Consider the following 20,794-nt stretch of genomic DNA (forward strand, 5'->3'; position numbering starts at 1 on the left):
CGGCGACTTACTTGCGGAGGTTGCGGTAGGCCTGGCCGATACGGTCGACGACCTCGGGGTGCCAGATGACCTCGCGGTAGGCCAAGGTCTCGTAGGTCAGCGCGGCGATGGGGTCCATGGCGGGGGCGCGCAGCGCCATTTCCTTGTTGTTCATCGCCGACGCGGTGGTGGTTCCGGCGATGGACCGGGCCAGCTCGGTCGCCGCCGCCACGGCCTGTCCGGCGGGCACCAGGCGGTCCAGCAGTCCGATGCGCAGTGCCTCCGCGGCGTCGATGCGGTCGCCGGAGAACGTCAGCAGTTTTGCCTGGCTGAGCCCGACGATCTTCCACAGCGGCGAGAAGTACGGGGTCAGCCCCATCTTGATCTGTGGGTAGCCCATGATCACGTCATCGGAGCCGATCCGGATATCGGCGAAGACGGCGATATCGCAGCCGCCGCCCAGGGCGGGACCCGCGACGGCGGCGATCGTGGGCTTGGCGTAGTCGAGCAGGGTGCCGTAGGCGCGCATACAGGCGTCGGAGTACTTGACCCGCGTTTCCCCGGTGAAGCCGGACTGCAGCTGCAGATCCAGTCCCGCGCAGAAGAACTGGTCACCGCCGGTGATGACCACGCAGGCCACATCGTCGTTGGTGCGCCAGTCGTCGAGGCAGTCGCTCATGTCGGCCATCAGTTCGAGGCTCAGCGCGTTGCGCCGGTCGACGCGGTCGAAGGTGATGGTGCCGACACCGTCGGTGATATCGGTCTTGATCTGGGTGTAGTCGCTCATCAAGGTTGTCCTTTCAGGGGTTCAGAGGCCGAGATCGCGGCCGATGATCTCTTTCATGATTTCGGTGGTGCCGCCGTAGATGGTCTGGATGCGTGCGTCGGCAAAGGCCCTGCTGACCGGGTACTCGCGCATGTACCCGTAACCGCCGTGCAGTTGCAGGCAACGGTCGGCGACGCAAACCTGCAACTCGGTGGTCCACCATTTGGCCTTGGCGGCCCGTGCGGCGCTGAGTCGGTTCTCGGCGTGCAGGCTGACGCAATGGTCGACGTAGACGCGGGCGATGTCGATCTCGGTGGCCAGTTCGGCCAGCAGGAACCTGCTGTTCTGGAAGGTGCCGATGGCTCGTCCGAATGCCGTTCGCTCGCTGACATATTCGAGGGTGCGCGCCAGCACGCCCTCCGCCGACGCGACGGCGGTGATCGCCAGAGACAGGCGTTCCTGCGGCAGGTTGTGCATCAATTGGTAGAACCCGGATCCCTCGTCGCCGAGCAGATTGGCCACGGGAACCCGCACATCGCTGAAACTGAGCTCGCTGGTGTCCTGACCGTGCAGGCCCAGCTTGGCCAGATTGCGCCCCTTGGTGAATCCGGGTGTGCCGTCTTCGACGACGAACAGCGACAGTCCCTTGTGTCTGTCATCGCTGGTGCGTGCGGCGACGATCACGAGATCACAGTTCTGGCCGTTGGAGATGAAAGTCTTGGCGCCGTTGATGACGTAGTGATCGCCATCGCGTACCGCACGGGTGCGGATGCCGGACAGGTCGCTGCCCGCGCCCGGTTCGGTCATGGCGATGGCGCCGATCAGGGATCCGTCGGTCAGCCCGGGCAGCCAGCGCTGCTTCTGGGCCTCGTCGGTCAGCTCGGTGAAATATGGCCCCAGAACGTCGTTTTGCAGAGCGAGGCCCAGACCGACCGAGGCGTATCCGGACCGGCCGAACTCCTCGTCCAGGATCGCGTTGAAGCGGAAATCCGGCACCCCCGCACCCCCGAACCTCTCGGGAGTGGCGAACATCAGCAGGCCCTGTGCGCCAGCGGTGGTGAACAGCGACCGGTCGACCTTCTTCTCGTCCTCCCAGCGTTCGAAGTTCGGCGCGACGGCGGTGTCGATGAAACCGCGCACGGTGGCCCGGAACTGTTCGTGGTCGGCGGAGAACACGGTGCGCGGGGCGGTATCGGAAACGGTCTTCACGAAGGATTCCTCAGGAGAGTCGGGCGTGGGTGGCGGTGGCGAGATCGGGGATCTGGTGCAGGGCGTACTTCTGCACCTTTCCCGATGCAGTGGTCGGAATCTGCTGTACGACATGCCATTCGACAGGGAGCTTGGCCTTGGCCAGGTGCGCGGAGTCGAGGTGGCGCAGATAGCTTGACGGGCCCGGCCACGGGACGCCGTCGGCGAGCACGATCCACGCCCCGACCGCCTCACCGAGGCGTGAATCGGGCACGGCAGTGACCGCGGCGGCCACTATGTCGGGGTGGGTGAGCAGCGCCTGCTCGATATCCTGGGTGGAGAACTTCTCCCCGCCGCGATTGACGATGTCCTTGCTGCGCCCGGTCATGCGCAGCCAACCGTCGTCGAGAACGCCGATGTCGCCGGGATAGAACCAGCCGTCCGCGTCGAACTGGGCGGCGTTGAGGCCGGGGTCGGTGTATCCGGAAAACAATTGCGGCCCCCGGATCCGGAGCTCGCCGGGGCAGCCGTCGGCGAGCGGCCGGCGGTCGTCGTCGACGGCCTGGATCTGCATGCCGGGCAGAACCCGCCCGTCCCATTCGCGGCGTCGCCGCGCAGGATCCGAACGGTCACTGCCGGTGCATATTCCGGCGGTCTCGGTCATCCCGTAGTGGCGGGTGGCGAAGATGCCGACGCGCTCGGCGTCATCGATGAGGCCGGGCGGGATGGCGCTGCCCGCGCACATGTAATGCCCTAGTCGGTGCTCTGGTGCGGCGCCGCCGGCATACTGCGACACCAGATCTTGCAGGAAGACGGTGGCGCCCATCATCGTGGTGACGCGTTCGGCGTCGATGACCTCGACGGCCTCCTCAGGTCGCCAACTGGGCAGGATGACCGCCCGCGCACCGAGATAGGCGGGCAGGAGCAGACCCGCGACGAATCCGCTCAGGTGTGATAGCGGGGTACCGACGGCAAGCACGGTGGTCTCGTCGAGGCTTGCGCTGGAGACCATGTTGCGTATCTGGGCCAGCAGCGAGCGGGAATTGAGCACGGCACCCTTGGGCGCAGATGTGGTCCCCGAGGTGTAGAGGATGAGAGCAGCGTCGTCCGGGTCGGCCGGGTCGGGCAGGCCCGGCCCGGCAGCACCGTGCAGATCGGCGTCGGGTAACGGTCGCCACGCGCTACTCGGTGGGCCCACCGAGTAGCGAATGGTGGGCTGGTGGCCCAGATCGCCCAATATGCCTTCGATCTCGTGTTGTGGTCTGCGCGAGCCGAGGCCGGACGCGGCGGCGATCACCGCCGGCCGGGTGTCGGCGATGATCTGTCGGGTCTCGTGTGTGCGGTAGATCGGGATGACGGGAACGTCGATGGCGCCGATCCGGAACGCGGCGACCTGAAGGACGAGCGCCTCCAGACAGTTGGGCAGCTGCACCAGGATCCGGTCGCCGCGGGTCACGCCGTGGCGGTGCATATCGGCGGACACCGCCGCGACCCAGGAATCGAATTCGGCGTAGCTGACCCGGCGTTCGTCGAAGCGGAACAGCTCTCGATCCGGGAGCCGGGCAGCCCGGGTGGGGATCAGGTCGCCCACCCGACTGAATGTCCGCTCGCTCATGATTTGACCATACATGCTGTTCGACTTTTATCCGACAAAAACTCGAACAGTATGTACGATATTTGCATGACTGCTTACCGATACCTGTTGACCAGCATCGAAGATGGGGTCGGCATCGTCCAGCTGAATCACCCCGAGAAACGGAATGCACTCGGCTGGGAACTGCATGAGGAACTGATCGACGTGCTGGCCGCATGGGCCTATGACGACCGGGTCGCCGCGGTGCTGTTGATCGGAAACGAGGACTACTTTTGCGCGGGCTGGGCACTGGACGTGCTGCAGGGCACCCAGGGTGAGGAGCGGAACAGGTTCACCGATCTGGCCCTGCGTTTCATGACCGACCTCTACGACTTCCGCAAACCGACGGTGGCGGCCGTGGCCGGTGTCGCACCCGGCTATGGCATGGATGTGGCCAACATGTGTGACATCACCATCGCCTCGGAGAATGCCGCTTTCGGTTCCACCCAGGTGAAATACGCGATGAACGGCTTCTACCACGGCATGCTGCGCAAGGTGAACACCCAGCGAGCCCGCCGGATGTTCTTCACCGGCGATCCCATCGACGCGCAAGAGGCGCTGCGGGTGGGCCTTGTCGACGAGGTGGTGCCCGTCGGGGCCCTTCGGGAGGCCGCTCTGACGCTGGCCAAACAGATCGCCGAATCCGGCGCCGAGCTGACCACCGTGCTCAAAGAGGTTGCACTGCGCGCGCAGAACATGGATCACATCGGTGCCACCGCCTACGAGCTGCGCGTCACCCAGGACCTGCTGCAACGCGGTCTGTTCGAACGCCGTATCGACGAGGGGCTCATAAGGCTGAAATCCGGTCGCAGCCGCGCCACCGAGCGGTTCGATCGGAGCGCCCGATGAGCGCGCCCGCGCAGACCCCGGAATTCTTGCGCGACTTCGGGACTCGGTGGGACCGCGCCTGGAATTCCCATGACACAGCGCAGGTGATGGCGCTGCTGCACCCGGAGATCGTCTGGGATGACACCGTGTTCTGGCACGACGTCCTGCACGGCACCGATGCCGTCACCACCTATGTCGACACAATCTGGAAGATCATGCCGGATGTGCAGTTCCGGGAGGTGCAGTTCTTCACCGCTCCCGACGACGGCCGTGCACTGTTCCTGTTTGAGCAGAGTGGCTCGGCGCCCGCACGATTCGGCGACGGAAAGTTCCGTACCCATGGCTGCGACATCTTTCTGGAATTCCGTGACGGACTGCTCTCGAGTTACCTCGCCCAATACGAGATCACCGAGATGATGCGGCAGTACGGCGCCCTGCCACCCCGCGGAAGGGCGATCGGCGGGAGTTACCTGCTCTCGCTGCTGGCGTCCGGGTCCGGTGCGTAGAGGGAATGCCAGATGATGGCGGCCAGGGCCGCCACATGGCGACGGGTCTGGGTGGGCCCGGCGGGCCTGATCTGTTGGTAGAGACCGCGTTCGACCATCCAGACCAGCCAGGCGGCGGTGCTCTCAGGGTCGATGTCCGCACGGGCACCGCCCGCGTCCTGGGCGCGGCGGATGTGTTTGGCCAGCTCCACATGCCCGACGGTGAGCAGCCCGTGGAATTCCTCGCGGACGCCGGGATCGTAGACCGATGCTTCGGCCAGCGCGGCAAGGAGTTTGGCGCGCCGCCGGTATGTCTTGACCAGGTCGGTGAAAATCTCCACGAGGGCTGCCTCGGTCACCGCGCCGTCGAGGTCCATCCACCGGCGGGCGGATTGCACCACCTCACCGACGACGCCCTGGCCGACGACGCGCAACAGATGACCCAGATCGTCGAAGTAGCTGTAGAAGGTCGACCGCGATACCTGTGCTCTGGCGATGACCTGTTCGACGGATATCTCGGAGAAGCGGTCGGACTCGGAGAGCAGATCCTCGGCGGCGGTGACGATGCGGCGCACCGACGCGGCGCGCTGCAGTTCGCGCTTGGACGGCCCGCCGGTGCTGGCCTCGGCTGCTGGCATCAGATCACTGTATCCAGGATCGTCGGGTGGTCAGGACAGGTCCCGGTACAGATCGCCGTGTAGCCGGACCAACGCAATGAACTGTCCCAGCGACCAATCCATGGTGTGTACGTCGAGGTGTTGGTGGCCGACCACGATCGACAATCCCATCGCGGCGAGCCGCGATGCCGTATCCGGATCGGCGACCATGGCATTCACGGTGTCGAAGATCATCTGCCTGCGCATCGAATCGACCTCGTCGCGCACCCGGGCAGCACGTGGTTCGGTGTTGCTCCAGGCCCGCAGCGCCACCTCGGCCTGATGGGGCACCGATAGCGCCAGGCCCCGCAGCTGGTCCAGGCGCGCCGCCGGATCCTCGGTGGCGGTGACCTTGCCGAGCAGCCGTTCGGTCAGCTCGATCTCCCAATAGGACAGGAACTGGTCGACGAAGTCGTTCCAGTCGCGAAACCAGTTGTAGAACGAGCCGGTGGTCATGCCCAGCGACCGGCACAGCGTCGTGACCCGTAGTGCCCCGAAGCCGTCGGCCGCCATCAGATCCAGCGCGCCGCGAAAGTAGTCGTCCCGATTGACGCTGGCCATCGATCTGTTTCCCGTCTGCCGCAGCTGCGATCGGCGCCCATGGCCTCAGCCGGTGATCATGGTAGCGGTCTCGGCTGTGCCGCCACGGCCGGTCTGCCTCCGATGGCGACGGTGCTTCGTCGGCGGCTCACCGTGCCGATTCCGGGGTGAAACGCACCTGTTGGCGCTTGATGCCATTGATGAAATTGCTTGTCAGGTAATCGGGTTCGCCGACGGCCTCGATATCGGGAAGGCGGCGGAACAACTCGCTGAAGATGGCCTTGAGTTGCAGTTTGGCCACATGACTGCCCAGGCAGTAGTGCGGTCCGCGACCGCCGAAACCGATGTGCGGATTGGGTTTGCGGCTCAGGTCGAAACGCTCGGGATCGGCGAAGGCCCGTTCGTCCCGGTTGCCGGAGTTGTAGAACAACACCACCTTGTCCCCGGCCTCGATGGTGACACCGTTGAGTTCGAAGGACCGTAGCGCGGTGCGCCGGAATGTCATGACCGGACTTGCCCAGCGGATGAGTTCTTCGACCGCGAGGTCGATGCGCCCGTCGAAGTCGGCCAGCAGATACGCGCGCTGATCCCGGAATTCGGTCAGGGCCCGGATGGTGTGCGTGGTGGTCTGCTTGGTGGTGTCGTTGCCTGCGACGCAGAGCAGGACGAAGAAGGACCGGATCTCCTCATCGGTGAGTTGGACACCGTCCACCTCGGCCTGGACCAGCGCGGAGACGAGGTCGTCGCGCGGCTGTGACCGGCGGGCGTCGATGAGCTCCTGGCAACGGGCGTGCAGCGTGGTGATGCCGGTGAACATGGTGGTGAGCGGATCGGTCGCAGCCGTGCTTTCGTCATCCCATGCGGTCAGCGGGGCGGCCGCATCGGTGACCTCCTGGCGTTGCTCCTCGGGGATGCCGATCATCTCCGAGACGGTCCACATCGGCAGGCGCGCCGACACCGTCTCGACGAATTCCACCTCGCCGTGGGTAGCGATGTCATCGACGATCTGGCGGGCCTGATGGAAGATCTGGTCGGCGATCAGATTGATCCGCCGCGGGGTGAACACGGAGCTGACGATGCGCCGCACCTTGGCGTGCCGCGGTTCGTCCATGGATAGGATCGACGATGCCGCCTCCAGGACTTCGGTGGGCATGTCCTCGAAGGTGACCCCGCCGGTGGCCGAGGAGAACACCTCGGCGGTGCGACTGACGGTGACGATGTCCTCGTGGCGGGTGATCGCCCAGTAGCCCGGCGGGGAAGCCTGGCCCAGCAGATCCATCATCGGGCTGCGGATGGGGCGCTGCCAGCTGACCGGTCGGTCCCGGCGCAGCTGGGCGAACAGGGCATCGCGTTCGGCGCTGGGGCCGTCCCACACCCAGGGCTGGGACAGATCGATGGCGTCGTGCTCGCGCTCGGTGGATGTCAGGGTCATCGCCGGCTCCTCGATAGCTGGTCGGTACGTCCTGTGCATGACGTGGCTCACATTAACATAAATTAAATTATGAATAATGCGTGCTCGAAGGGGAATATCCGCTCGGTTGGCGAGTTGCGCGTAAACAGCATTACGATATGGTGGGGGATCCCGGTGGCCGACGCGGACCGCGCGCCTTAGTCTCGCTGCATGGCAACCGGCGGAGTGCTCTTCGACATCGATGGTGTGCTCGTCACCTCATGGCAGCCGATCGATGGCGCCCGCGAAACGCTGCGCGCGTTGGCGACCCATCAGATCGCCCGCGCGTATCTGACCAACACCACTACCCGAACCCGCGTCCAGATCGCCGACCTGCTGACCGAGGCCGGGATGGATGTCACCCCCGACGAGGTGATCACCGCGGCGGTGCTGACCGCCGATTTCGTCAGGGACCGCTATCCCGGTGCTCGCTGCTTCCTGGTCAACAGCGGTGATATCGCCGACGATATGCCGGGTATCGATCTGCAGGCCTCGGTGGACACCCACGGTGGACCGATGCCTGACACCCCCGACGTGGTGCTGCTCGGTGGCGCGGGTCCGGAATACGACCATGTAACCCTGTCGTGGGTCTACGACTGGATGGCCCAAGGTGTTCCGGTCGTGGCCATGCATCGCAGCATGTCGTGGACGACGACCGAGGGTCTGTGGATCGACACCGGCATGTACCTGGCAGGTATGGAGGAGGGTTCGGGTCGCAAGGCCACGGCCGTCGGAAAGCCGGCGCCGGAGGGCTTTTTGGCCTCCGCCGCGCGCCTGGGTGTCGAGCCCGACGAGATGTACATGGTCGGCGACGATCTGAACAACGATGTGCTGGCCGGGCAGGTGGTCGGGATGACCGGCGTGCTGGTGCGCACCGGAAAGTTCCGGCAGCAGACGCTGGATCGTTGGGCTGCAGACGAATTCGCGATGCAACCCAATCATGTCATCGACTCGGTGGCCGATCTTCCTGAGCTGCTGGGTCTTTAGCGCTGCGAGGACGAACGCAGGCTGCGCACCGCATCGATGCGCGCCTTGATCTGCTCGCCGGTGGCCGCGGCCAGCACCGGGCCGCCGCAGAGCTGACGCAACTCGTTGTGGATCTGCCCGTGGCTCTTGCCTGTGCGGTGATGGGCGATGGACACCAGCGCGTTGAGTTCGCGACGTAGTTCCTGCAATTGACCGTGGGTGGTGCGCGGTGGTGGCGGACCGCCCGCGGCGGCGGCTGCCGCGGTGCGCTTCTGGAGTTGCTCGTCTTGGCGCTTGCTGAGCAGATCGCGCATCTGCGTGGCGTCCAGCAGACCGGGGATGCCGAGATAATCGGCCTCCTCCTCGCTACCCGCGGCCGCGGCGGTGCCGAAGGTGGAACCGTCGAAGATCACCTGGTCGAGCTCGGCGTCGGCGCCCAGTGACTCGAAACCGCGGTCCTGATCGGACTTCTCGTCCTTGGTCTTGTTGGCGTCGGCGATCAGCTCGTCATCGAGACCGTCGGATTCACGGTGCGGCTTGCCCAGCACGTGGTTGCGTTGGGCTTCCATCTCGCTGGCCAGCTGCAGCAGGTTGGGCACCGAGGGCAGGAAGATGCTTGCCGTTTCACCGGGACGTCTGCTGCGCACGAAGCGACCGATCGCCTGGGCGAAGAACAGGGGTGTCGAGGCGCTGGTGGCGTACACGCCGACGGCAAGCCGAGGCACGTCGACACCCTCGGACACCATCCGCACCGCGACCATCCACGGTGTGGCCGCCTCGGAGAACTGTGAGATGCGGCTCGATGCGGTCGGGTCGTCGGAGAGCACCACCGTCGGCTCCTGCCCGGTGATGGTGGTCAGCAGCTTGGCGTAGGCCCGCGCAGTGGTCTGATCCGAGGCGATGATCATGCCGCCGGCGTCAGGCACGTGCTCGCGTTTCTGCATCAGCCGCTTGTGGGCGGCCGCGATCACCGCGGGCATCCACTGGCCCTCCGGATTGAGCGCGGTACGCCAGGCGCGGGCGGTCTGCTCGGCGGTCAACGGTTCCCCGAGCCGCGCGGCGTGCTCCTCACCGGCGCTGTCCCGCCAGCGGGCCTCCCCGGAGTAGGCCATGAACACCACCGGTCGGACCACGTTGTCGGCCAGCGCGTCGGCGTAGCCGTAGACATGGTCGGCCTTGGAACGCTGGAAACCCGCGGCGTCGGTCTCGTAGGTGACGAAGGGGATGGGACTGTCGTCGGAGCGGAACGGGGTTCCGGTGAGGGCGAGCCGACGGGTGGCGTCGTCGTAGGCCTCGCGGATGGCATCCCCCCACGACTTGGCATCGCCGCCGTGGTGGATCTCGTCGAAGATGACCAGCGTCTTGTAGTTCTCGGTGCGCACCCGGTGCCGGGTGGGGTGGCTGGCCACCTGGGCGTAGGTGACCACGATGCCGTGATAGTCGCTGGAGGTGTGCGAGGCGGAGTTGCTGAACTTGGGATCGAGCGCCAAGCCGAACCGGGACGCGGACTGCGCCCACTGCGTCTTGAGGTGCTCGGTGGGGACGACGACCACGACCTGGGTCACGGTGCCGTCGGCCAGCAACTCCGAAGCGATGCGCAGAGCGAACGTGGTCTTACCGGCTCCAGGGGTGGCGACAGCCAGGAAGTCCCGCGGCTTGGCCGCCAGGTACTTCACCAACGCCCGACGCTGCCAGCTCCGCAAATCCTGGGTGCTGGGCGCTGCACTAGCCGACACCCGAGACTCCTATCTGGTCGAAGGGCAGTCTAGGGCAAGGGGTTCCGGGTTCGCATATCCGCTGCGCGAGTCCCGCTTCCGCCGGCGTGTCAGACGAAGAAGTTGTCGTTGTCGATGAACCACTGGGTGCGCTCGTCGTCGGTCAACTCGCCGAGGCGGGTCAGGTTCTCGAAGTAGTGCTCCCGTGGCGCGCCGGGAGCAAACAGCATCAACATCGCCGCAGGCGCGTCGGCGGTGTTGCGGAAGCCGTGCACCCCGCCCGGCGGGACGTACAGGAAATCGTTGGGGCCGGCCGTCGACCAGTCGGCACCGTCGTAGATCTCGACGTCACCGGAGAGCACATAGAATGCCTCGCTCATGGCGCGGTGGAAGTGCGGTCCGGGCCCGCCGGCCCGCGCGCTGAGCTCGATGCGGTAGAGCCCGTAGTCGCCGCCGGTCTGTTGTTGGTTCGCCAGGTAGTGATAGCGGACCAGGCCGAGCGAATCGTGGTCGGCCGGAGCGTCGGCGCGGCGCACCCAGGCGCTGACCTCCGGCTCGTCCGCGGTGTAGCGGGGCGGGGGATAGGGCGGTACGACCAGGGACACACCCCCACGCTAGACCGCGAAGAGGACCCCGGTGAGCTCTTCGGAGACCGTCCACAGGCGCTGCTGCAGGGCTACGTCGTAGGACTGATCGCTGGAGGCGACGACGACCGGTGCGCCGCGCCATTGCGCCAGGTTCGCAGGCCCGTAGTACTGACCGCCCAGTACGCCGGGGTCGGTCGCGGCGCGCAATGTCGGTAGGGCTCCGTCAGCGGCGGTTTGCGCTGCGACCTTGGTGACCAGTTCGGTGACCGGCCTGGCCAGCGCAGGCAGGTTGCGGGCCAGCTCGGTGCTCGACGTGCCCGGGTGGGCAGCGACGGCGATGGTCATGCCGCGCGGTGCGAGCCGGCGCTGCAGTTCATAGGTGAACATCAGATTGGCGAGCTTGGATTGGGCGTAGGCGCCGAGGCGGCTGTAGGAGCGTTCCCACTGCAGATCGTCGAAGTGGATGGCGCCACCCATCTTGTGACCGTTGCTGCTGACGGTGACGACGCGGGAGCCCGGCGTGTCGAGCAGCGTGTCCAGCAGCAGGCCGGTCAACGCGAAGTGGCCCAGATGGTTGGTGCCGAATTGCAGTTCGAAACCGTCTGCAGTCGTGCTCTTCGGCGGGGTCATCACGCCCGCGTTGTTGATCAGCAGATCGATGCGCTCATGCGCGCCGCGCAGCTCGGCAGCCGCGGCCCGCACCGATTCCAGCGAGCCGAGATCGAGTTCCTGGACGCTGACGTTCCCGGTGAGCTGGGCGGCGGCGCGCTTGCCCTTGTCGGTATCTCGGACCGCGAGGACTACGTGCGCGCCGTGTTCGGCGAGCGCCTTGGCGGTCTCGAACCCGAGTCCGGTGTTGGCGCCAGTGATGACCGCCGTGCGGCCGCTCTGGTCGGGAATATGGTGGGTGGTCCAGTGGGTCATGGGAAACTCCTGGTTCGGGCGGGTTTCGGTCATATACGGAACGAGCGCCCCGCTTAATTGGTTCCCGGGAGGTGGTGACGAATTCATGCGAGCCGATGCCGCTCGTAACCGCGCCCGGATTCTGCAGGTCGCCTACGAAACCTTCGCCGCCGACGGTCTCGGGGTTCCCATCGATGAGATCGCCCGTCGCGCGGGTGTGGGGGCGGGCACCGTCTACCGACATTTCCCCGCCAAGGAGGACCTGTTCCGTGCGGTCGTCGCCGACCGGATCCGGACGCTGGTCGACCGAGGTCGGGAGTTGGCGCAGGCCGATCCTGCGGGCGGGCTGTACACCTTTCTGAAGTCGATGGTGCTGCAGTGGGGCGCTGCCGACCGCGGCCTCGTCGACGCGCTGGCCGGGATGGGCATCGACGCGAACGCGGCGATGCCCGAGGCCGAAGGTGACTTCCTGGCGATGCTGGCCGATCTCGTCGACGCCGGCCAGCGGGCCGGAACGGTCCGGCCCGACGTCACTGTGCCCGAGGTCAAGGCGTTGATGGTCGGCTGCCAGGCGGCCCAGGCCTACAACCCCGAGGCGGCCGGACACGTCACCGACATCGTGTTCGACGGACTCCGTCCGCATTTGCAGTCACGCCGATCGGAACGGTAGGCACCGCGGGCCGACCGCGGCAACATGGCCGGTTATGGTGACCCAGATCGCGGCGATTCCGCATGCCCGGCATTCGTTGCCGTGGTGGCGACGCCCCGGGGTCCTGCGCTCGCTGGCGCCGATCACACTGCTTGTGCTGTGGCAACTGGCCAGCCAGAGCGGGTTGCTCTCGGCCAAAATCCTGCCCGCGCCGTCGGCGGTGTTGGAGGCGGGGGTCTCGGTGATCGAGTCCGGTGCGCTGGCCGATGCGCTGTTGGTGTCCGGGCAACGGGCGCTGCTCGGTTTCGTCCTCGGCGCGACGGCCGGGATCGGGTTCGGGATCCTGGCAGGTCTGTCGAAGATCGGTGAGTACGCCGTCGACCCGCCGCTGCAGATGCTGCGCACCATCCCGCTGTTCGGCCTGATCCCGCTGTTCATCATCTGGTTCGGCATCGGCGAGGAACCGAAGGTCTATCTGATCGCGCTGGGTGTCGCGTTCCCGCTATACCTGAACACCTTCGCCGCCATCCGCCAGCTCGATCCCAAGCTCGTCGAATTGGGTGAGGTGCTCGGGCTGAGCCGCGGCGAGCGGCTGCGCCATCTGGTCATCCCTGGTGCCCTGCCGCAGATCCTGGTCGGCATGCGGCAGAGCCTCGGCATCGCCTGGCTGTCGCTGATCGTGGCCGAACAGATCAACGCCAGCGCCGGACTGGGCTACATCATCAACAACGCCCGTGAATTCCTGCGTACCGACATCGTGATCTTCGGTCTGCTCGTCTACGGACTGCTGGGGTTGGTGACCGACTCGATCGTGCGCTGGCTGGAGCGGTGGGCGCTGCGCTGGCGGCCCGGGGCGGTGGCCCGATGAGCGCCGTAGTACGCGGGCTGACCAAGCGCTTCGACGGACGCGCGGTGCTCGACGGTATCGACCTGAGCGTGGGCCGCGGCGAGATCGTCGCGCTGGTGGGGCGAAGCGGTTCCGGTAAATCCACCCTGCTTCGGGTGCTGGCCGGGCTGTCCGATGACCACGACGGGCACGTCGACGTCCACGGCACCCCGACGGTGGTGTTCCAGGAACCGCGACTGGTGCCGTGGCTGTCGGTGACCCGCAACGTGGTACTCGGCGATCCGCAGCGTCGCCGCAAGCGCGCGGCCGAGGAGAACGCGCGTCGCGTGCTCGGCGAGGTCGGCCTGCCTCATCGCGTCGATGCCTGGCCGTTGACGCTGTCCGGCGGCGAGGCTCAGCGGGCCGCGCTGGCCAGGGCTCTGGTCGCCGAGCCCACCCTGTTGTTGCTCGACGAACCGTTCGGTGCGCTGGATGCCCTGACCCGGTTGGCGATGCACGACCTGTTGCTGAAGCTGTTTGTCGAGCATGGATTCGGGGTTCTGCTGGTGACTCACGATGTGGCCGAGGCCGTGACGCTGGCCGACCGCGTCCTGATCCTCGACGAGGGCCGCATCGCCCACGCCGTCGACATCGACCTGCCCCGGCCGCGCAGCCATGCCTCTCCGGACGCCGCCGTGTACACGGCTCGGCTGCTGGAACTGCTGGGCGTCGACGTCCTGCAACGACAACACTGAGGAACATCTGGTGAAGATCGCATCGCTGTTGGTGGCCCTGATGATGGCTCTGACGGCCTGCGCGGGCGGCTCGGAGAAGGCCGCGCCCGCCGGGCCCGTCGACCTGTCGACGGTGACGTTGAAGGTCGGTGACCAGCGGGCGATTTCCATCGAGGTGCTGATGAAGGCCTCCGGTCAGCTCGCCACGTTGCCCTACAAGGTCGAGTTCTCCACCTTCACCGCGGGCCCGCCGCTGGTGGAGGCGGCCAGTGCGGGCGGTATCCACCTGGCCCAGGTCGGCAACACCCCCGGCGTGTTCGGCGCGGCGGCCGGCGCGGACATCAAGTTCGTCGGCGCGCTGCAGGCCACCGGTAAGGGCGACGCGATCCTGGTGGCCAAGCAGTCGCCGGTGTCCGGGGTTGCCGATCTCAAGGGCAAGAAGGTCGCGGTCACCAAGGGCAGCTCGGCCAACGCCAACCTGCTGTTGCATCTGAAGAAGGCCGGCCTGGGCCTCTCCGATATCGAACCCGTGTACGTCGCGCCCGCCGATGGTTACGCCGCGCTCACCCGCGGCGAGGTGGATGCGTGGGCGGTGTGGGATCCCTATACCGCGATCGCCGAGCAGGAGATCGGCGCGCGGATCATCGCGGCGGCCGACACTGCGGGCAATGGCTACAACTTCTGGGTCGCCTCATCGGGTGCGCTGGACGACGCGGGAGTCAGTGCGGCGATCGCCGACTTTTTGGATCGCTATGCGGTGGCCACGAAGTGGTCCGAGGACAATCTCGACCGATGGTCGGCCGACTACGCGAAGCTGACCGATATCAGTCCGCAGGCGTCCACGACCACCTGGACGCGGTCTCTCAAGCGGCCTGTCCCGCTCTCCGCCGACGTCGTGGCCTCCGAGCAGCAGATCGCCGATGCGTTCACCGAGGCCAAGGAGTTCCCGGGTGCGGTCGAGATCGCCGATTTCGTCGACGACCGGTTCCAGGGGGACGGCGGACAGTGACCTTGCACTCGCCATGCCCGAGTGCTAAAAATGGTGTTGGCACTCTCGATCTGTGAGTGCCAGGTCGGGACGGTGAGGCGGGGAGCACACCCACGCCGTCCGTCGCGGGCACTGAACCCGACCAATGAGACGTGCAATTCCCAACCGGAGGAATCACTTCGCAATGGCCAAGACAATTGCGTATGACGAAGAGGCCCGCCGTGGTCTCGAGCGTGGGCTCAACGCCCTCGCCGACGCCGTAAAGGTGACGCTGGGCCCCAAGGGCCGCAACGTCGTCCTGGAGAAGAAGTGGGGCGCCCCCACGATCACCAACGATGGTGTGTCCATCGCCAAGGAGATCGAGCTGGAGGACCCGTACGAGAAGATCGGCGCAGAGCTGGTCAAAGAGGTCGCCAAGAAGACCGATGACGTCGCGGGTGACGGCACCACCACCGCCACCGTGCTCGCCCAGGCCCTGGTTCGCGAAGGTCTGCGCAACGTCGCGGCCGGCGCCAACCCCCTCGGCCTGAAGCGCGGCATCGAGAAGGCCGTCGCGGCCGTCACCGAGCGGCTGCTCTCGACCGCCAAAGAGGTCGAGACCAAGGAGCAGATCGCTGCCACCGCGGGCATCTCCGCCGGTGACCAGTCGATCGGTGACCTGATCGCCGAGGCGCTGGACAAGGTCGGCAACGAGGGTGTCATCACCGTCGAGGAGTCGAACACCTTCGGCCTGCAGCTGGAGCTCACCGAGGGTATGCGCTTCGACAAGGGCTACATCTCGGGTTACTTCGTGACCGACGCCGAGCGTCAGGAAGCCGTCCTGGAGGATCCCTACATCCTTCTGGTCAGCTCGAAGGTCTCGACCGTCAAGGACCTGCTGCCGCTGCTGGAGAAGGTCATCCAGTCCGGCAAGCCGTTGCTGATCATCGCCGAGGACGTCGAGGGCGAAGCCCTGTCCACCCTGGTGGTCAACAAGATCCGTGGCACCTTCAAGTCCGTCGCCGTCAAGGCCCCGGGCTTCGGTGACCGCCGCAAGGCGATCCTGCAGGACATCGCGATCCTGACCGGTGGTCAGGTCATCAGCGAAGAGGTCGGCCTCTCGCTGGAGACCGCTGACCTCGCCCTGCTGGGCCAGGCCCGCAAGATCGTCGTCACCAAGGACGAGACCACCGTCGTCGAGGGTGCCGGTGACTCCGACGCCATCGCCGGTCGGGTGGCCCAGATCCGTGCCGAGATCGAGAACAGCGACTCCGATTACGACCGGGAGAAGCTGCAGGAGCGCCTGGCCAAGCTGGCCGGTGGCGTTGCCGTCATCAAGGCCGGCGCTGCCACCGAGGTGGAGCTCAAGGAGCGCAAGCACCGCATCGAGGACGCCGTCCGCAACGCGAAGGCTGCCGTCGAAGAGGGCATCGTCGCCGGTGGTGGCGTGGCCCTGCTGCAGTCGGCTCCTGCGCTCGACGAGCTGAAGCTCGAGGGTGACGAGGCGACCGGTGCCAACATCGTGCGTGTCGCGCTGTCGGCTCCGCTGAAGCAGATCGCCTTCAACGGTGGTCTCGAGCCGGGCGTCGTCGCCGAAAAGGTGTCGAACCTGGAAGCCGGTCACGGCCTGAACGCCGCGACCAACGTGTACGAGGACCTGCTGGCCGCCGGCGTTGCCGACCCGGTCAAGGTCACCCGCTCGGCGCTGCAGAACGCGGCGTCCATCGCGGCGCTGTTCCTCACCACCGAGGCCGTCGTCGCCGACAAGCCGGAGAAGGCCGCCGCACCTGCGGGCGACCCGACCGGTGGCATGGGCGGTATGGACTTCTAAGTCCTGTTTTTCGGAAAGCCCGGTCCCGTTCGCGGGGCCGGGCTTTTCCAATGTTCGCCTGACAGCGTCGTCATGCCTATATATCCACGACGGCGCTGTCAGCGGAACATTGCGTCGGGCCGCGATGCTCGCGGCGGCGGACGATGGCCAGAATGTCACCCACCACCACGTCCCAGCGGTAGACAACATCCTCATAGGTCAGTCGAATCACCAGAAACCCCAGGCTCGTTGCGACCCTGTCCCTGGTTCGGTCGTCCTGGTACTTCGGCAGATGGTGCTCCCGGCTGTCGGCTTCGATGATCAGTCGCCGGCCCACCAGAAAGTCGACCCGCCCGACACCGGGAATGTCCACTTGGGTCCGGAGTCCGATGCCGAGGGCTCGCAGCCGTAATCGGATGATCGTCTCGGTTCCCGATTCACTGCGGGCATCACATCGGTCGGCGAGGTTCAGGCGCGCAAAGGGCGATGCCGCGACGATCGACCGCGCGTCGGCCATCTCGATCATTCGCTTGTTCAGCATCGAGTCCAACACGATGACGAGCTGCTCGGCGTCGAGGCAATTGGCCGCCGAGGCCACCGCGATGTCGACCGGGTCGACGGCGGCGAGAATCGGTGGGTCGAGGCGGTAGGGGTGGCAGGACCGCACCCCCGGGCGGCGCGCACGTTTGGGATAGCGCACGTGTAGCGCCGCATCGAGAACCCAGACTCGACCCAGACGCAGCGCCGAGGTGCACCCGAGGACGCCGCCGGCCGATACCGCGCGAACGACCTGCGGATCCGCAGACGGGCCGGCGTACCAACCGCGCCGCAGCCGCGTCCAGGTCGGCGGTGGCGCGACCCCCGCGGCCCGCAGTTGCGCCGCCGAGAGCACCCCGCCGTTCGCCGCGAGGGCACGCTCGATTCCGGTCACACTCCGATCTCAGCTCACACCGATGCCGCCCGACAGCCCCGGGCAGTCGCCCTGTGGATAACTCAGTGCTTGAGCGGGACGCAGTCGTGTAAGCCACCGGGATCGGTGCCGGCACCGGGTTCGACCGCGCTTCGGTGCAGCACCGCGCGGCGCGGGGTCAGCCGGACGCTGTCCTCGACCACCTCGGCGGTGCCGTCGACGATCAGCGAGTATCCGGTCGGCTCCCGGGGCGGCCACAACACGGTGATGGCCTCATGCGACTGCGAATTGCGGCGGGTGGTGTTGCCCAGCGGCCCGATGGTGAAGACGCCGTCGGCAAGGACGGGTGTGACGGCCACGGTGTGCGCGCGGAAATCGTCGCCGACGGTGATCAGGTAGCCGAACGGAAAATCGGCAAGAGTCTCGGCGAGCTTGTCCAGATCGACCTTCACGCTCATGCGGTCGGCGCCTTCTGACGGCCCCGGACCAGTCGCCCGGGCCGGGCCGCCGTCGGCACACCTTGCTCGGCGATGACATCCCCGGACACGATGGTCGCGACGTACCCCTCGGCGGCCTGGTCAAGTCGGCGACCGCCGGCGGGCAGATCCGCCTTTACCGTCGGGCGGTGCAACCGCATGGCGGCGGTGTCGAGGATGTTCACGTCGGCCTTGTAGCCGACCGCGAGTCTGCCCCGATCGGCCATCCCGGCGATCCGCGCGGGTACCGATGTCAGCTCGCGGATCACCTGCGGCAACGGCAGTCGGCCGGTGGGCCGGTCGCGCACCCAGTGCGTCAACATGTAGGTGGGAAAGCTTGCGTCGCAGATCATCCCGTAATGCGCGCCACCGTCGCCGAGGCCGAGCACGATGTCATCTCGCTGGATCAGTTCGGCGACGGTGTCCAGCGAATGGTCGCGGAAGTTGGCCAGCGTCACCAGCAGCATGGCGTGCCCATCGTCGTCGAGCAGCCGGTCGTAGGCTTCTTCGAGCGGGTCGACACCGCGGGCCCTGGCCCGCGCGCCGATCGAATCCTGTGGCGAGGGTTCGTAATTGGGCGGATCGCCCAGTGGATACATGTAATCCCAGGCCTGGGCGGCGAACATCAAGGGGTGACCGTCGGATGCCGGTGTGTCGGTGAGGATGCGCGTCCGCACCTCAGGTGTGCGCATCAACGCGACCCGTTCGGCCAGCGGCAGATCGGCGATCTCCCGGTAGGACGGGTACATGACGAACGGATTGCCCGAGAGCTCCAGGCCCAGGACCAGGCCGATGGGACGCGGGAAGATCTGGCCCGTGACCATGGGCTCGTCGGCGCCGGCCTCGGCATTGGCCTTCTCGACCATGCGCAGGGCATCGAGATGCAGCGGCGGGCCGGCGTTGCCGATGGCCAGGGTGAAGGTCACCGGCAGCCCGACCTCGGCGGCGACATCGAAGACGGCCTTCAGCGCACCCTCGTAGTCCCCGGCCATCAGGTCGGGCACGAACTGCAGGAGTCCGCCACCGGCATCGTCGACGCCACGGGCGATGGCCTCGATCTCGGCGTACTGCGCCTCATAACTCGGAATGGGTTGCCCGCCCGCGGTTTTGTGCAGCGTCAGCCGCGACGAGGCGAACCCGACGGCGCCGGCGCGGACGGCCTCCTCGGCCAGCTTGCGCATCATGGCCAGATCCTCGGCGGTGGGGAGCTCACGGTCCACCCCGCGCCTGCCCATCACGTAGACCCGCAGCGGGGAGTGCGGTAGGAAGGCGGCCACGTCGATATCGCGTGGTCGCGCATCAAGCGCGTCGAGGAACTCCGGGAAGGTCTCCCAGGTCCAGGGCAGGCCGTCGACCATGACCACGCCCGGGATGTCCTCGACGCCGGCCATGACGTCGACCAGCGTGTCGTGATCCTCGGGCCGGCAGGGTGCGAACCCGACGCCGCAGTTGCCCATGATCGCGGTGGTGACACCGTGCGCCGACGACGGTGTCATGCGGTCACTCCAGATGGCCTGCCCGTCGTAATGGGTGTGCAGGTCGACGAATCCGGGCGTGACATGTAGTCCGGTGGCATCGATCTCGCGGTCGCCCGGGCCGTCGACGGCACCGATCGCGCGGATGACGCCGTCGGCGATGGCGATGTCCCCGACATAGGGCTCGCCGCCCAGCCCGTCGACGATGGTGCCGCCGCGGATGACCAGATCGAATGTCCTCGCGTCGCCCTCATGTGTCATACCTCGAATGTACGGTCACCTCGTGATAGATCACTTTGGAATCAACTGTGCGGATTGGGAGCGGTCGAAGGCCTTCTACGACAAGGTGCTCGGCGTGCTGGGGTTCACTCGGCAGATGGATTTCGATGTCGCGGTCGGCTACGGCGTGGAGGGCAAGCCCGACTTCTGGATTGCCGATATGAGCTCGGGGGAGGCGACCGGCCCCAACCGGGAGACGCATATCGCGTTCCAGGCAATCGATACCGACGCCGTGCGTGCGTTCTACGATGCGGCGTTGGAGGCCGGTGCTGAGTCGCTGCACGCGCCGCGGTTGTGGCCGGAGTATCACCCCGGCTATTTCGGGGCGTTCGTCCGCGATCCGGACGGCAACAACGTCGAGGCGGTGTTCCACGGGGCCGCTTAGGGCGGGCGTGCCCCGGGTACCTTCCCGGTATGTCTGATGCTGCCAGGGAATTGCTGCGCGACGCCTTCACTCGGCTGATCGAGCATGTCGACGAGGTGACCGATGGGCTGTCCGACGAGGTGTCGTCCTGGCAGCCGGTCGCCGGCGCCAACAGCATCGCCTGGTTGGTGTGGCACAGCGCGCGAGGACAGGATCTGCAGGTGTGCGATATCGCCGGCACCGAGCAGATCTGGACCCGCGACGGGTGGCGGGAGAGGTTCGCGCTGGACCTGCCCGGCAACGACATGGGCTACGGGCACACGCCGGACGAGGTGGCCAAGGTGCGCGCGCCTGCCGATCTGCTCGCCGGCTATTACCACGCCGTGCACAAGATGAGCCTGGAGTACCTCGCGACCGTCGATGACGCCGAGTTGGCGCGCGTCGTCGACGATGGCTGGGACCCGCCGGTGACGGCGTCCGCCCGACTGGTGAGCATCGTCGACGACTGCGCACAGCATCTCGGGCAGGCGAAGTACATCCGTGGCACCCTCTGGCAGGACTGACCGAACTTGACAGGTGTCAACCCCGGTGCGAGATACGTCACAGCC

22 protein-coding genes are annotated in these 20,794 nt (G+C 66.6%); 10 read left to right on the plus strand and 12 right to left on the minus strand.

Translation table 11 applies throughout. The features are described 5' to 3' along the window. Positions 1-7: 7 nt before the first annotated feature. Genes PGN27_RS17865 through PGN27_RS17875 form a run of 3 tightly spaced genes read right to left on the minus strand, consistent with a single transcriptional unit; the run spans position 8 to position 3,548 of the window. Complete coding sequence (locus tag PGN27_RS17865; protein ID WP_335327323.1) at positions 8-766, minus strand: enoyl-CoA hydratase/isomerase family protein; 759 nt, start codon at positions 764-766, stop codon at positions 8-10. Between the two features lie 21 nt (positions 767-787). Continuing rightward, positions 788-1,954: an acyl-CoA dehydrogenase family protein gene (locus PGN27_RS17870; protein ID WP_335327324.1), complete on the minus strand. Its 1,167-nt coding sequence runs from the start codon at positions 1,952-1,954 to the stop codon at positions 788-790. A 10-nt stretch (positions 1,955-1,964) separates the two neighbouring features. Continuing rightward, positions 1,965-3,548 (minus strand): class I adenylate-forming enzyme family protein, encoded by a 1,584-nt coding sequence (locus PGN27_RS17875; RefSeq protein ID WP_335327325.1) that lies wholly within the window; start codon positions 3,546-3,548, stop codon positions 1,965-1,967. A gap of 66 nt (positions 3,549-3,614) precedes the next feature. On the opposite strand from PGN27_RS17875, the gene PGN27_RS17880 reads away from it, so the two are divergent. Together PGN27_RS17880 and PGN27_RS17885 are read left to right on the plus strand one after the other, a co-directional pair. Then, positions 3,615-4,415, plus strand: coding sequence for an enoyl-CoA hydratase/isomerase family protein (locus tag PGN27_RS17880; RefSeq protein WP_335327326.1), 801 nt, complete (start codon positions 3,615-3,617; stop codon positions 4,413-4,415). Then, on the plus strand, positions 4,412-4,900 hold the full coding sequence (locus tag PGN27_RS17885) for a nuclear transport factor 2 family protein (protein WP_335327327.1): 489 nt from the start codon (positions 4,412-4,414) through the stop codon (positions 4,898-4,900). Before PGN27_RS17880 ends, PGN27_RS17885 begins: the two co-directional genes overlap by 4 nt. Here the strand turns inward: PGN27_RS17885 and PGN27_RS17890 are convergent. The 3 genes from PGN27_RS17890 to PGN27_RS17900 form a co-directional block, all read right to left on the minus strand. After that, on the minus strand, positions 4,861-5,517 hold the full coding sequence (locus tag PGN27_RS17890) for a TetR/AcrR family transcriptional regulator (RefSeq protein ID WP_335327328.1): 657 nt from the start codon (positions 5,515-5,517) through the stop codon (positions 4,861-4,863). The genes PGN27_RS17885 and PGN27_RS17890 overlap by 40 nt on opposite strands. A 30-nt stretch (positions 5,518-5,547) precedes the next feature. Next, positions 5,548-6,096, minus strand: a complete 549-nt coding sequence (locus PGN27_RS17895) for a TetR/AcrR family transcriptional regulator (protein WP_335327329.1) — start codon at positions 6,094-6,096, stop codon at positions 5,548-5,550. 127 nt (positions 6,097-6,223) lie between these two features. Beyond that, on the minus strand, positions 6,224-7,507 hold the full coding sequence (locus tag PGN27_RS17900) for a cytochrome P450 (protein WP_335327330.1): 1,284 nt from the start codon (positions 7,505-7,507) through the stop codon (positions 6,224-6,226). Positions 7,508-7,696: 189 nt separating this feature from the next. On the opposite strand from PGN27_RS17900, the gene PGN27_RS17905 reads away from it, so the two are divergent. Beyond that, the gene (locus tag PGN27_RS17905; protein WP_335327331.1) at positions 7,697-8,512 is read left to right on the plus strand and encodes an HAD-IIA family hydrolase; all 816 of its coding nucleotides are present in this window, start codon (positions 7,697-7,699) and stop codon (positions 8,510-8,512) included. Here the strand turns inward: PGN27_RS17905 and PGN27_RS17910 are convergent. From PGN27_RS17910 to PGN27_RS17920, 3 genes are all read right to left on the minus strand, one after another. Continuing rightward, positions 8,509-10,227: a DEAD/DEAH box helicase gene (locus PGN27_RS17910; protein WP_335327332.1), complete on the minus strand. Its 1,719-nt coding sequence runs from the start codon at positions 10,225-10,227 to the stop codon at positions 8,509-8,511. The two genes, PGN27_RS17905 and PGN27_RS17910, sit on opposite strands and share 4 nt — an antisense overlap. Before the next feature lie 89 nt (positions 10,228-10,316). Then, the gene (locus PGN27_RS17915; RefSeq protein ID WP_335327333.1) at positions 10,317-10,811 is read right to left on the minus strand and encodes a cupin domain-containing protein; all 495 of its coding nucleotides are present in this window, start codon (positions 10,809-10,811) and stop codon (positions 10,317-10,319) included. 9 nt (positions 10,812-10,820) lie between these two features. Continuing rightward, a complete protein-coding gene (locus tag PGN27_RS17920; RefSeq protein ID WP_335327334.1) occupies positions 10,821-11,717 on the minus strand; it encodes an SDR family NAD(P)-dependent oxidoreductase in 897 nt (298 codons plus the stop codon). Positions 11,718-11,802: 85 nt separating this feature from the next. On the opposite strand from PGN27_RS17920, the gene PGN27_RS17925 reads away from it, so the two are divergent. The 5 genes from PGN27_RS17925 to groL all read left to right on the plus strand — a co-directional run bounded on the left by PGN27_RS17925 (position 11,803) and on the right by groL (position 16,703). After that, the gene (locus PGN27_RS17925; protein WP_335327335.1) at positions 11,803-12,366 is read left to right on the plus strand and encodes a TetR/AcrR family transcriptional regulator; all 564 of its coding nucleotides are present in this window, start codon (positions 11,803-11,805) and stop codon (positions 12,364-12,366) included. 34 nt (positions 12,367-12,400) lie between these two features. Continuing rightward, positions 12,401-13,213, plus strand: coding sequence for an ABC transporter permease (locus PGN27_RS17930; protein WP_335327336.1), 813 nt, complete (start codon positions 12,401-12,403; stop codon positions 13,211-13,213). Continuing rightward, a complete protein-coding gene (locus PGN27_RS17935) occupies positions 13,210-13,926 on the plus strand; it encodes an ABC transporter ATP-binding protein (protein ID WP_335327337.1) in 717 nt (238 codons plus the stop codon). The genes PGN27_RS17930 and PGN27_RS17935 overlap by 4 nt, the downstream gene beginning before the upstream one ends. A 40-nt stretch (positions 13,927-13,966) precedes the next feature. Further along, positions 13,967-14,914, plus strand: coding sequence for an ABC transporter substrate-binding protein (locus PGN27_RS17940; RefSeq protein WP_418888659.1), 948 nt, complete (start codon positions 13,967-13,969; stop codon positions 14,912-14,914). A gap of 163 nt (positions 14,915-15,077) precedes the next feature. Beyond that, entirely contained in the window at positions 15,078-16,703 is a 1,626-nt protein-coding gene (gene groL, locus PGN27_RS17945) for a chaperonin GroEL (RefSeq protein ID WP_030134211.1), read from the plus strand. Between the two features lie 76 nt (positions 16,704-16,779). Here groL and PGN27_RS17950 read toward each other — a convergent pair whose 3' ends face one another. From PGN27_RS17950 to PGN27_RS17960, 3 genes are all read right to left on the minus strand, one after another. Then, entirely contained in the window at positions 16,780-17,613 is an 834-nt protein-coding gene (locus PGN27_RS17950; RefSeq protein ID WP_335327339.1) for an endonuclease domain-containing protein, read from the minus strand. A 62-nt stretch (positions 17,614-17,675) separates the two neighbouring features. Then, on the minus strand, positions 17,676-18,050 hold the full coding sequence (locus PGN27_RS17955; RefSeq protein ID WP_335327340.1) for a pyridoxamine 5'-phosphate oxidase family protein: 375 nt from the start codon (positions 18,048-18,050) through the stop codon (positions 17,676-17,678). Further along, complete coding sequence (locus PGN27_RS17960; protein ID WP_335327341.1) at positions 18,047-19,804, minus strand: N-acyl-D-amino-acid deacylase family protein; 1,758 nt, start codon at positions 19,802-19,804, stop codon at positions 18,047-18,049. The genes PGN27_RS17955 and PGN27_RS17960 overlap by 4 nt, the downstream gene beginning before the upstream one ends. A gap of 22 nt (positions 19,805-19,826) precedes the next feature. Here PGN27_RS17960 and PGN27_RS17965 point away from each other — a divergent pair, with 22 nt between their 5' ends. Further along, complete coding sequence (locus PGN27_RS17965) at positions 19,827-20,207, plus strand: VOC family protein (RefSeq protein WP_335327342.1); 381 nt, start codon at positions 19,827-19,829, stop codon at positions 20,205-20,207. Between the two features lie 29 nt (positions 20,208-20,236). Then, positions 20,237-20,749: a mycothiol transferase gene (locus PGN27_RS17970; RefSeq protein ID WP_335327343.1), complete on the plus strand. Its 513-nt coding sequence runs from the start codon at positions 20,237-20,239 to the stop codon at positions 20,747-20,749. Positions 20,750-20,794: the final 45 nt, after the last annotated feature.

Source organism: Mycolicibacterium neoaurum, assembly GCF_036946495.1.
GTDB lineage: Bacteria > Actinomycetota > Actinomycetes > Mycobacteriales > Mycobacteriaceae > Mycobacterium > Mycobacterium neoaurum_B.